We start from the raw sequence: 12599 nt of genomic DNA on the forward strand, positions 1-12599 counted from the left end.
TTCATGTCTAGAACCATCGAAGTTTGCCTTACACCCGCCTTACTACATCTGTACAATATTGAAAATAGTATTGTAGTGGTAATTGATATTTTAAGAGCAACATCATCTATAACCTATGGTATGGATAATGGTGCAGCAGCAATTATTCCGGTTGCGCAGGTAGAAGATTGTTTGGCTTATGCCGATAAGGGATATCTTTTAGCCGCAGAGCGCAATGGTGAAGTGGTTGTTGGTTATGATTTTGGTAATTCGCCTTTTTCGTATACTAAAGAGAAAGTTGCTGGCAAAACTATAGTGTTAACCACTACTAACGGTACCAAAGCCATGCATATGGCGCAAGAAAGAGCACATCAAGTAGTAGTAGGTTCTTTTTTAAATTTAACATCACTTTGTGACTGGTTAAAAATACAAGATAAAGATGTGCTTTTGCTTTGTGCTGGTTGGAAAGATAAATTTAATTTAGAAGATACCTTATTTGCAGGTGCTGTTGTTAATGTGTTGCGCAAAGATTTTGTACATTTTGATGATGCTTGCGTAGCCGCAGAGGATATGTATGTACTAGCTAAAAATGATTTGAGGGGTTATTTGAAAAAATCATCTCACAATCATCGCTTAGAACAACTGAACATTGAAGAAGATGTGAAGTTTTGTTTGAAGGTTGATATGTGTAAAGTTATACCGGTATTGGAAGGTGAGAAGTTGGTGGCCTTAATGTAAATTTTGTCATCTCGACAGATCGCAGCGACGAGAGATCCGTCCGCTTAAGGATCATCAAAATATGTTGAGCTTGTGGTGCTAAATTGGCAGATTTCTCCTCCTAAAAAACTCGTTCGAAATGACGGTTAAGAGAGCGACTTAACTTTTCATCAATTCTTGAAAACTTTCACTGTTTTTAATCGCTTTTAGCGCTTCTTCATGAGCAGTCCAATAAATAGATTCTGCTTTTTTCATGTCGAAGGTGCTGATTTCTCCCATTCCTTTGGGCTCAATTAACAAATCACAAAACTTTACTTTTCTTTCCATATCATGATTGATAGACATGATGCCTGCTCTTTGCATGAGGCTTGATATTTTTGTGATTTTATCTACAGGTTTTAAATGATTGCATGATGAGCCGATGATGTAATCGCAATTGTTCAGCAATGGTTCTACCGGAAAGTTATTTAAAATTCCGCCATCAACATACATGTGGTTGTCAATCATGATGGGTTTAAAAATACCTGGTATACAACTAGATGCCAGTATTGCTCTAATTAATGGGCCTTCGGTAAAATATTTGAGTGTGCCTTCGCTAAAATTGGTTGCACAAATGGTTAATGGAATTTTTAATTCTTCAATTTTATCATGCGGAAAATGATCTTTCAAAATATCTCTTACATTTTCGATGTTAATTAATCCTAGTGAACCTAAAGCCGGACGAATAAAGCGCAATAATTTGGTTTTAATGAAGATATTTAGTCCTTCTTCTGGATCGATGCCCGCTGCGAAAAATGAACCTGCAATTGAGCCAGCACTTGTACCGCTTACATGACAAAACTCTAAACCTAAATTGGTAAATGCTTTTAAAACGCCTAAATGGGCAATTCCTCTAATTCCTCCTCCAGAAAGTACAATACCTATTTTTTTCTTTGCTTTAATTTGTGTCATTGTTTATTAGTTCAATAATGTCATTGGTTCATTAGTTCATTCGTTCACTTGTCTAATCTGCAAATCGCCATTTGCAAACTGAGAACTGTAAACTGCAATCTGCAAACTGAGAACTACAAACTCTCCTTTGGTTTGTACTTTGCATCGGTTAAAAACTGCTGAGCATCTGTTTTTTTCATCATTTGCTGCAAAGTAACGTTAGGGTTTTCTGCCATGTATTTTTTAACGATTTGCCACCCTATAAAGTATCCCAACTTTGGTGCCGATTCTTTTTTATTGCCAATACCATTTGTAAACGGACCATCACTAAGAAAAGGTTGTATTTTTTGCATGTCAGTCTGAAAAAGCAGTTCGTTTTGCAATAACAATCCCCAAATGTTTCCTTCGTAGTTTGTGCTCCACTCCATTTGCTTTTGCGTGTAACCAATTTTTATACTGTCAGCAGTATTTGTGGGCAAAACCTGATCTAAAAAGTACAAAATTTTACCATTGTAAATCATTTTATCTAATAAAGTTCGATCTGCATCTTTTTCAGGAAAAAGCTCTTCTCTTGCATAAACTTCTGCTACTCTTGGTGTAATATAAGCCGGTGTAAATCTTTTAGATGCATATAAAGGCACACTTTGTACTATTGCTGGATAAAACTTACTGTTGCTGCCTAAAAACATATCCAAGCCAATACCTATATAATCATCTGCTAAAACGACTTGATAAGCAAATCCCGATAGGTAAGAAATAAATTTTGGAACTTTGGTTTTAGGGTAATAATATTTGATGTATTTAAAAGTCTCGGTAAGTTCAGTTTCAACTTTGTTTGTATTTGGATAAACACTATCAACTTCTTTGGCAAGCATTTCATAAGCTTGGTCTTTGTACAAAATATTGAGCACATCTGTGCCATTCAACTCAGGTGTACCGACCATTTTTTGAATATAATCAGCATAAAATGAGCCATACTTTTTACTCAAAGCAAGGTCCGTTTGTTTAATATCTTTATTTTTGGCTTGATACAACTCTTGATCAAACCGTTCAATTTTTATAGCTAAATCAATATTGCTTATGTCTGGTCTTTTATCTTGTTTACAAGAAAAAATTACAGCTACACACAAAAAAAATAGATAGCTTTGCAGAGATCTTCCCTTTTTATTCATTTAAACAAATATAATAACAAGTACGATGAAAAAAACACTTATCGCAATTGCATGCGTATTATTTGCAGCCACCACAAACGCTCAAGAAAAAAATGGATTTAGATTAGGTTTAACTGCACATCCTAATTTTGGATTTATTAAAGCCGAAGGTGGAAAGGGAAATGGAACTAATTTAGGTTTTACTTATGGTCTTTTAGGCGATTTTAACTTTGCTGAAAATTATAGTTTTGCCACAGGTTTAACCATTACTACTATTAATGGGAAAAGTACCGAAATTAATCCGATTCAATACACAGCCCCAGGAACTTACGATTTAAAATATATGATGCAGTATATTGAAGTTCCGCTAACGATCAAATTAAAAACTGGAGAAATTAAGGATATCCGTTGGTACGGACAATTTGGTTTATCTAGTGGTTTTAGAATTGGAGCTAGACAGGATGCTAAATTGGGCGGAAATGTTGTTGCTGATGATATCAATGCTACAGATTTTACTAACTTTTATAGAGCAGGACTTGTTATTGGTGCAGGCGGAGAGTTTGCAATTGATGAAAAAACAAGCATTATGGGTGGCTTAACTTTTAATAATGGATTTACCAAATTAACAGAAAACAGCTATTCGGTTAGAAATCATTACGTTGGGATTAATGTAGCTGTGTTTTTTTAAAAGAATAGAAAAGTAAAATATAAAATTTGAAGATGAAAATAGCACTTGCGCAACTCAATTATCACATCGGAAACTTCGAAAATAATACAAAACATATTATCGAAAACATTGCTTTGGCAAAAGCCAAAGGTGCAGATATTGTAGTTTTTGCCGAGTTGGCAATTTGTGGTTATCCACCTCGTGATTTTTTAGAATTTACAGATTTTATTGCACAGTGTGATGCTGCGGCTCATGAAATAGCTAAACATTGCCATGATATTGCCTGTGTTGTAGGTTTGCCATTAAAAAACCCAATTTTAGCGGGTAAGGATTTATACAATGCAGCCTACTTTATTGAGAATGGTGAAATTAAAGCAATTACCAAAAAAGCCTTGTTGCCAACTTACGATGTGTTTGACGAGTATCGTTATTTTGAGCCCAATACAGAATTTAATTGTATAGATTTTAAAGGCAAAAGAATTGCATTAACGATTTGCGAAGATTTGTGGAACATCAATGATAATCCACTTTATGTTTCTTGTCCGATGGATGAATTGATAAAACAATCTCCAGATTTGATGATCAATATTGCCGCTTCGCCTTTTAATTACCGACACGATGAAGATCGCATTCAAGTACTTTCTGATAACGCAAAAAAATATCAGCTGCCATTATTTTATGTTAACCAAGTAGGGGCGCAAACCGAAATTATTTTTGATGGAGGATCTTTGGTGTTTGATGAAACTGGTGAGGTAAAAGCTGAGATGAAATATTTTGAAGAAGATCTTCAGGTATTTGATTTAGAAGAAGTACAAAACGTTAAGAATAAATATCCTGCAGCAGAAAGAGCTAATGATATTGCCCAAATACATGATGCTTTAATTTTAGGAATTCAAGATTATTTTAAAAAATCTGGTTTTACAAAAGCTGTTTTGGGTTTATCTGGCGGAATAGATTCTGCTGTTGTATGTGCATTGGCATGTAGGGCTTTAGGTTCAGAAAACGTAATGGCTGTTTTAATGCCCTCTAAATATTCATCAGATCATTCTGTAAAAGATGCGCTTGAGTTGGTAAATAATATTGGATGTAAGCATGAGATTATCGAGATTAAAGATGCAGCCAATGCTTTTGATGCGATGTTAGCTAAACCATTTGCAGGTTTGGCGCCAAACTTAACAGAAGAAAATATTCAGGCCAGATGCCGAGGAATTATTTTAATGGCCATGTCTAACAAATTTGGTTACATTTTGCTCAATACATCTAACAAAAGCGAATGTGCAGTAGGTTATGGAACCCTATACGGCGATATGTGTGGGGCAATTGGTGTTATAGGTGATGTATATAAAATGCAAGTTTTTCAGCTGGCAAGATATATAAACAAGGATGGAGAAATTATACCAGAAAATACAATTGTTAAACCACCTTCGGCAGAGTTAAGGCCTGACCAGAAAGATTCTGACTCTCTACCTGAATATGATGTTTTAGATAAGGTTTTATTTGAACATATCGAACTTCAAAAAGGCTCTAAATCTATAATTAATCAAGGATTTGATGAAGCATTGGTAAACAGGATTTTAAAGATGGTTACACAAGCAGAATTTAAACGGTACCAAACGCCGCCAATATTACGGGTTTCGCCAAAAGCTTTTGGCATGGGCCGAAGAATGCCAATTGTTGGTAAATATCACCCATAATTGAAATTAATAGATAAAAAAAATGTCCCGATTATTTATCGGGACATTTTTTTAAACTTTTGCAGCAGGATTTTCGCCAGTTAGCTCATCCCATTTGTCTTCTGCTTTGTCTTTTAGTTCAGCCAATTTAACCTTAGCTTCTGAAGTAAGCTCTTCTGCTTCTTCAGTCAATTCATCCCATTTATCTTCGGCTTTGTCTTTTAAAACCTCAAATTGCTCTTCAGCTTTGTCTTTTAATTCTTCAAACTTGTCTGAAAGGTTATCAAAAAAGCCTTTTTCTTCTTCTGGTTGTTGATTTTCGATATTCATTTTGTTATTATCTAGATGAACATCAAATATAAAACTAATTAAGTATATAACAAATTGATTTATAGGTGTTTAAACAAGTATTTTTTGTTTAATGGAATTGATAATTAAGATGCCTATGCCAATCATAATAGATACATCAGCTAGGTTAAATACACCAGTTCTAAACAAAACAAAATCAATATGTAGGAAATCAGTAACCGAGCCATACAGTAGGCGGTCAATAATATTACCAATACCACCACCAATTAAAAAGCACATGCCAATTTGCATTGTTTTTGGCAGATTAATTTTCACAATTAAATAGTATAAGCCAAAACCTAAAACAATTATTGGTAAAATGCTAAGCAAGATAAATCTTAAGGCATCAGGTAAATCGTTTCCTGCACTTAAAAAGGCTCCCGTATTTTCTACTTTAATTAATATAAAATAATCTTTAATAATGCTGATTTGCTCATGGTAATCTATTTTTTCTCTAACTATAATTTTAGATACCTGATCGCAACCAGTATTTAACGCTACAATTAACAGTATAAGAAATAATCGCAAGTTCTTTTGATGTTTCATCGCCTATTTTTTAATCCAAGTTTTATAAGGGATAATTAAGGCCAAGATTAACCCGATAACTGCCAATATCTTCGCTAAATAATCTCCATTGTTTACATAGGTTGTAATTTCATCATTTAAATTGATATCGTATTTTAAGGCATCTCTAGTCCACCATTTAGATTGTTTAACTACATCACCCCGCTGATTGATGAAACATGAAATACCAGTATTCGCAGAGCGAACAACGTATCTTCTGGTTTCGATAGCTCTAAGTTTAGCATATAACATGTGCTGGTCTTTTCCCGAAGTATTTCCCCACCAACCATCGTTAGTAATGATGGCGATAAACTGTGCGCCATCTTTAACCGATTGACCAACCCAACTTCCCCAAATAGATTCGTAGCAAATTACAGGTGCCACGCCAACTCCGCTTTGCGAATAAAAAACAGCTGGATTTTCTTGCCATCCCCAACCTGATACACTGCCGCCTAATTTATCAAAAACAGGAGCAATAAATGAAAATACCGCTGGGAAAGGTAGTTTTTCGGCACCAGGAACCAATTTTGACTTATGATAGAACGAAACTTGAGCTGAATTTTCTATTTGTACAGCCGAGTTATAATTATCATAAAAGCCACCATTCGGATTCACTTTTGCAGAAATAGTTTTTTTATCCTCATAAAATCTAACACTTTCTATACCTGTGATCAAGGTGCCATTTTTATACTTATTTAAAAATTGCTGTGCCTGCAAATAATCTGGGTTGGTTCTAATAGTTTCTTCATCAGCATATCTTGGTATGGCAGTTTCGGGCCATAAAAAGTATTCTGTATTAACTTGAGCAACAGAGTCTGATAATTTTATTAGTGTCGCAATTTGATCAGTAGTGGATATATTGCCATACCTTTCGTATGGGTCGATGTTGGGCTGTACTGTTACCACATTAATTGGCACCGATTTCTCTTCGTATTTAAAATAGGTATACAAGGAAAATCCGATAGGCAGGCAAACTACCAGTATCCAGCTCAAAGTCAGTTTAACTTTAGCAATCGAACCTTTTTTAAATGCTTTATAAGCTTCAAAAGCTAAAATGTTGCTTAACAAAATCCATAAAGAGCCACCGTAAATGCCCGTGTACTCGTACCATTGTGCCAATTGATGCATTCCTGCAAAACCATTTCCTAATGTCATCCACGGAAAGGCTAAATCCCAGCTTTCATGTAAATATTCCATCGAGATATAGAAACAAATTAACCCCAAATAAGCAATTACAGGCTTTGTTTTAGTTTGTAATCTGTAGTATAACCAAAAGGCAAAGGTCATTAGCAAAGCGCCTAAACCATAAGGAATGAGAGAGACAAAAAATGCGACAATTGAACCAACGAAACCATCATTAAATGCACTTATTGCATTAAAAACCCAATATATTGATGCTGTGTTCCAAACTAAAAATGTTAATCCGGCAGTTAAAAAAATGCGTTTGCCAGTTTTTAGTTGTTTTTGGCTGATGATATTTTCTAATGCAATAAACAATGGAACTAGGCCGACAAGTAAAATTGGTGCTAACCATGTATGTGGAGGCCAAGCTAACCACATTAAAAATGCACTAAGTAAGGCGAGAAGATAGGTTTGTTTTTTTGTCATTGTTTAGTAGTATCGTCATGCTGAATTTATTTCAGCATCTATCATATCGTATATTCTTTTATAGCCGACTCAGAAATAAATTCAGGGTGACGGAGCACTATTTAAAATCCCGTTCGTCATACTGAATTTTTTCAGCATGTTTTCTCTTGTTACATTCAAATAATTATACTTAAGGCAAATTTATTCACTTTGTTTATAATGTTAAGAATAAATCATCCCAATTTGGATTTTCAGAATTTATCAAATTAATCTTCCAGGCCCTTTTCCAGTTCTTCAATTGTTTTTCTTTTCCTATTGCTTCTTCTATTGTGATGAATTGTTCATAATAAACTAATTTACAGCAGTTGTACTTGGCGGTAAAAGAGTTTGGGTATAATTTTCCCTTATGTTCAATAATTCTAGAATATAAGTCAGAGGTTACTCCAATATATAAAACAGTATGTAAGTAATTAGTAAGTATGTAAACACAACCACCTCTTTCCATTTAAATATTCTTCTTAACCCGTTCGTCATGCTGAATTTATTTCAGCATCTATCATATTGTTATGTTCTTATTTAGCTGTCCCTGAAATAAGTTCAGGGTGACGAGAAACTCTTACAAACTATCTAAAATTGCTGATTTTTTGCTTTCATACTCTTCTTGAGTAATCAATTGTTTGTCGTAAAGCGTTTTTAACTTTCTCAATTTTAGAGTTGTTTCATCTTCTGGCTCTTCAATTTGTACCTGCGGAATTACAACAGCTTCTTCAATTTCTATAGGAGCTTGAAAAAACGATTGGGGCTCTGGAGCAGCAGCTGGAATAGCTTGTTTAGTTTCTTCTAATTTTTGTTGCCTGCTTTGCTCATTAAAATTATTTAATTGTTCATTAGCGGCTTGGTGTAATTTTCTCGCTTGTGTTTTCGGAATAAACTCAGTAACAATATTTTCGCCATGCTGCGGTACACAAATAAATTTTGAACCAAAAAACTCTTCCTTAAAAGAAACCTCTTTAACGTTTTTCCATGAGATATCTTTAAAATTCATCGTTAAACCTAAATTGCCAGGCTCACAATAAAAAATACGTTTATTGCTAATTGCAATGCTGTCTGGCAACAAGTTTACTGCAGGTTTTTTTTGTACGGCTAGGTATAAAAGCTCCTCGCCACTGGTTAATAAATCATTTAATTTTCCAATCACTTTTTCTACAGCCTTTGGATCTTGCTCGTCACTTAAAAATCTATCTATTGAGTTCATTGTTTTCTAGGTTAATATCAATTCTTTTACTTAAATTATTTTTTGCTTAGCATTTCTAATTGGATTACAGTTTACATGTCCAAAACTGAAAACTCTTAACTGTCCACTGCAAACTTATTTTTTTTCACTTTTTCTTTGCTAACTTCTTTTCCGGCAACACAAATTACGATTTCTCCTTTTAATATATTGTTTTCGAAATGTGATTTTATTTCTAATAGTGTGCCACGAACGGTTTCTTCATAAATTTTCGTCAATTCTCTGCTCACTGATGCTTGTCTATCTTCTCCCAAAAACTCGGCAAATTCTTCTAATGTCTTCAACAAGCGGTGCGGGCTTTCATAAAAAATCATTGTTCTTTCTTCATTAGCCAACAATTTTAAACGTGTTTGTCGCCCTTTCTTAACAGGAAGAAATCCCTCGAAAACAAATTGACCGCTTGGTAAACCAGAATTAACTAAAGCAGGTACAAAAGCGGTTGCACCTGGCAAACAGTTTACTTCAATATCATTTTTTAAAGCTTCACGCACCAAGAAAAATCCCGGATCTGAAATGGCAGGTGTGCCTGCGTCAGAAACTAAAGCCACATTTTTGCCTTCTTTTAAAAACTTGATAATCTCTGTAGTTGCTTTATGCTCATTGTGCTGATGATGAGAATACGCTTTTTTATCAATGCCAAAATGTTTAAGCATTGGCGCACTTGTACGGGTATCCTCGGCCAAAATAATATCCGCTTCTTTTAAAATACGGATTGCCCTAAAGGTCATGTCCTCCAAATTACCAATTGGTGTGGGTACGAGATATAGTTTGCCATTCATTTGATTTACGATTTTAGATTTACGAATTACGATTTCTTGCACACTTATAAACCAATTTCTTTAGCTGATTTACGATATCGATTGACGATTTATTATAGTACGATTAAAAATCTAAAATCGTAAGTCGTAATTCGTAATTCAATCTTATCTTTGTAAAAAAAATTAAATAATGCTGCAAGTTAACTATATCCGCGAAAATAGAGAGAAAGTTTTAGAACGCCTAGCTGTGCGTAATTTTAAACAACCCGAATTGGTAGATCAAATCATTTCTATTGATGAAGATCGTCGCCAAACTCAAACTTCGTTAGATAACCTTTCGGCAGAGGCAAATGCTGCGGCAAAACAAATAGGTGAATTAATGCGGAATGGCAAAAAAGAAGAAGCTGAAGCCATTAAAACGCAAACATCTGCTCATAAAGAGAATATCAAAAAATTAGGGGATCAACTAACGGAACTAGAAGAACAACAATATCAATTAATTGTGCAGTTGCCAAATTTACCTTACAATTTGGTAAAAACAGGTAGCACAGCTGATGATAATGAAATAGTTTTAACACATGGTAAACCATCGGCTTTGCCAACAAACGCCTTACCACATTGGGAATTGGCTGCTAAATACGATATTATCGATTTTGAATTAGGTGTTAAAATTACTGGGGCAGGATTTCCGGTTTATAAAGGAAAAGGCGCAAGGTTGCAACGAGCTTTAATTAATTTTTTCTTAGATCACGCTACTGCTGCAGGTTACAAAGAAATGCAAGTTCCACATTTGGTTAATGCAGCATCGGGCTTTGGCACGGGGCAATTGCCAGATAAAGAGGGGCAAATGTATCACTCAACTGTTGATGATTTATATTTAATACCAACGGCAGAAGTACCAGTTACCAATTTATACCGTGATGTTATTTTAAAAGAAGAAGATTTGCCAATAAAAAACACGGCTTATACGCCATGTTTCCGTCGCGAAGCTGGTTCGTATGGTGCCCATGTTCGTGGTTTAAATCGTTTGCATCAATTTGATAAGGTAGAAGTTGTACAAATTGCTCACCCAGATCAGTCATATCAAATTTTAGAAGATATGAGTGCTTATGTTCAATCATTATTACAGGAGTTAGGTTTGCATTACCGTGTATTGCGTTTGTGTGGTGGCGATATGGGCTTTACTTCAGCCATGACTTACGATATGGAAGTTTGGAGTGCAGCACAGCAACGTTGGTTAGAAGTTTCTTCAGTTTCTAACTTCGAAACTTACCAAAGTAACCGGTTAAAATTACGTTTTAAAGGTAAAGAAGGTAAAACACAATTGGCACACACTTTAAACGGTAGTGCTTTAGCTTTACCGCGTATTGTAGCTTCTATTTTAGAAAACTACCAAACCGAAAATGGAATTGTAATACCAGAGGTATTAAGAAAATATACTGGTTTTGATGTTATAGATTAAATCCGAGCCGTTTCGACAGAACTTGTACCGATTGATTTCATATCGGTAGCATAGCAATAAGAGATCTGTTGCATAATCATTACTGCAATATGTTAAGCTTGTATTTAGGAACTTATAGATCTCTCCTGTTGTCGAGATGACGTGAAAACATAAAAAACGAAAACGGCTCCAATTTTAAATCGGAGCCGTTTTCTATATGATAGGATTGTGATTTTGATTACAAAATTAAAATCAATAATAAAATGATGATAATAATTGCACCTACAGAAAGGTAAACACCACCGCTTAAAGCACGTGCTTTATCTTTCATTTCTCTTAACTCTTTACGTAAAGCTTTTTTCTCAACTCTAGTTAAGTTAGATTTATCCATCTTACGGATTTCCTCAACTCTGTTAACCAATTTATCAAATTGAGCTCTTTGCTCTGGCGATAATTCAGTCTTTGGCTCAACTTTATCAGCAGCCATAACTGTGTTTGTACTAATTGCAAACGTAAACATTAGCACTAAAGAGTAAATAAATTTTTTCATGTTGTTTTTAATTAAGTTTATTAATAATGTTCTATAAACAAAAAACCTACCAATATAGTTTGGTAGGCTTTAAAACTTATTTTAAAAAGCTATTTAATCTCAAATATCACGTTAACGCTAAAATTGAGCTTAATTTTCTTAAAATCTATTTCTTGAGCTGGTGCAGCATCAGCCATTTCAGCTTTCATCATGTAGTTTCTGTATACAGGTTGTATAGCATTGTCTCCACCATCTTGTATTTCTATAACGCCACCAATCTTTTCACCTAAAGCAGTTGCCATATATGTTGCTTTATCTTTCGCTGCCAACAAAGCTTTAATTTTTAGTTCTTTCTTTAAAGCTTCCATCTTGCTGTAATCGTAACTTTCAATATTTGTGTAAGCCACGCCTTTTGCATCAATGCTTTCCATTATTTGGTTAAATTTGTTCAAGTCGGCCACTTTTAAGCGATATTGTTTACTAGCTAAAAATTCAGGATTTTTCTTTTTCTCTGTAGCATAGTTAAAGCTAGATACATTGTTAATCATTAAATCTTCTTTTACAATACCAGCTTTTAAAACTGCAGCAATCAATTGGTTTTCTAAATCGGTAATTTCTACTTTCTTTTTACTATTGTTGTCTCTAAAATACTCTTTTAGCGAAATACCAATGTAAATAATGTCTGGTGTAACTTCGGTTTCAGATGTGCCACTTACATGAATTTTCTTTCTTAAATCTACTTGTTGTGCCATTGCACTTACGCTAAATAAGCCAAATATGGCTAGTGCTATTAATTTTTTCATTTTGTTAAATTTATTTGTGTGTTATACCAATTAGATGTAAAAATCGTACCAATTCCATAGCAAGCTTAATTACAATTTATTTTTAACCAATAATAAGCAGATTATGAGGGTATTAAAATAAGTATTTTTTGAAAGGCAATTGGTGTGTAACTATTAAAATT

General features: G+C 34.3%; 14 protein-coding genes. 4 read left to right on the forward strand and 10 right to left on the reverse strand.

Annotation, left to right across the window (positions count from 1 at the left end; genetic code table 11):
• Positions 1–3 precede the first annotated feature (3 nt).
• Positions 4–717, forward strand: coding sequence for a 2-phosphosulfolactate phosphatase (locus tag AC07XU_RS07210; RefSeq protein ID WP_494942946.1), 714 nt, complete (start codon positions 4–6; stop codon positions 715–717).
• Positions 718–855: 138 nt separating this feature from the next.
• Here the strand turns inward: AC07XU_RS07210 and AC07XU_RS07215 are convergent, their stop codons facing one another.
• Both AC07XU_RS07215 and gldB read right to left on the reverse strand, forming a co-directional pair.
• Positions 856–1647, reverse strand: a complete 792-nt coding sequence (locus AC07XU_RS07215; RefSeq protein WP_494942947.1) for a patatin-like phospholipase family protein — start codon at positions 1645–1647, stop codon at positions 856–858.
• 113 nt (positions 1648–1760) lie between these two features.
• Positions 1761–2798: a gliding motility lipoprotein GldB gene (gene gldB, locus AC07XU_RS07220; RefSeq protein WP_494942948.1), complete on the reverse strand. Its 1038-nt coding sequence runs from the start codon at positions 2796–2798 to the stop codon at positions 1761–1763.
• Between the two features lie 25 nt (positions 2799–2823).
• Between gldB and AC07XU_RS07225 the strand changes: the two genes are divergently transcribed.
• Together AC07XU_RS07225 and AC07XU_RS07230 are read left to right on the forward strand one after the other, a co-directional pair.
• Positions 2824–3465, forward strand: coding sequence for a porin family protein (locus AC07XU_RS07225; protein ID WP_494942949.1), 642 nt, complete (start codon positions 2824–2826; stop codon positions 3463–3465).
• Positions 3466–3497: 32 nt separating this feature from the next.
• Positions 3498–5138, forward strand: coding sequence for an NAD+ synthase (locus AC07XU_RS07230; RefSeq protein WP_494942950.1), 1641 nt, complete (start codon positions 3498–3500; stop codon positions 5136–5138).
• 51 nt (positions 5139–5189) lie between these two features.
• On the opposite strand, the gene AC07XU_RS07235 is transcribed toward AC07XU_RS07230, so the two are convergent.
• The 6 genes from AC07XU_RS07235 to rsmI form a co-directional block, all read right to left on the reverse strand.
• Entirely contained in the window at positions 5190–5447 is a 258-nt protein-coding gene (locus AC07XU_RS07235) for a hypothetical protein (protein ID WP_494942951.1), read from the reverse strand.
• Positions 5448–5516: 69 nt separating this feature from the next.
• Positions 5517–6011: a signal peptidase II gene (gene lspA, locus AC07XU_RS07240; protein WP_494942952.1), complete on the reverse strand. Its 495-nt coding sequence runs from the start codon at positions 6009–6011 to the stop codon at positions 5517–5519.
• A gap of 3 nt (positions 6012–6014) precedes the next feature.
• A complete protein-coding gene (gene lnt, locus AC07XU_RS07245; protein ID WP_494942953.1) occupies positions 6015–7637 on the reverse strand; it encodes an apolipoprotein N-acyltransferase in 1623 nt (540 codons plus the stop codon).
• Between the two features lie 193 nt (positions 7638–7830).
• The gene (locus tag AC07XU_RS07250; protein ID WP_494942954.1) at positions 7831–8121 is read right to left on the reverse strand and encodes a GIY-YIG nuclease family protein; all 291 of its coding nucleotides are present in this window, start codon (positions 8119–8121) and stop codon (positions 7831–7833) included.
• Positions 8122–8232: 111 nt separating this feature from the next.
• Complete coding sequence (locus AC07XU_RS07255) at positions 8233–8871, reverse strand: PH domain-containing protein (protein WP_494942955.1); 639 nt, start codon at positions 8869–8871, stop codon at positions 8233–8235.
• Between the two features lie 95 nt (positions 8872–8966).
• Entirely contained in the window at positions 8967–9686 is a 720-nt protein-coding gene (gene rsmI / locus AC07XU_RS07260) for a 16S rRNA (cytidine(1402)-2'-O)-methyltransferase (protein ID WP_494942956.1), read from the reverse strand.
• A gap of 169 nt (positions 9687–9855) precedes the next feature.
• Between rsmI and serS the strand changes: the two genes are divergently transcribed.
• A complete protein-coding gene (gene serS / locus AC07XU_RS07265) occupies positions 9856–11127 on the forward strand; it encodes a serine--tRNA ligase (protein ID WP_494942957.1) in 1272 nt (423 codons plus the stop codon).
• 217 nt (positions 11128–11344) lie between these two features.
• On the opposite strand, the gene AC07XU_RS07270 is transcribed toward serS, so the two are convergent.
• Positions 11345–11656, reverse strand: coding sequence for a hypothetical protein (locus tag AC07XU_RS07270; RefSeq protein ID WP_494942958.1), 312 nt, complete (start codon positions 11654–11656; stop codon positions 11345–11347).
• Positions 11657–11745: 89 nt separating this feature from the next.
• The gene (locus tag AC07XU_RS07275) at positions 11746–12438 is read right to left on the reverse strand and encodes an SIMPL domain-containing protein (RefSeq protein ID WP_494942959.1); all 693 of its coding nucleotides are present in this window, start codon (positions 12436–12438) and stop codon (positions 11746–11748) included.
• Positions 12439–12599: the final 161 nt, after the last annotated feature.

It is taken from the genome of Pedobacter sp. GW456-11-11-14-TSB4, assembly GCF_059424425.1.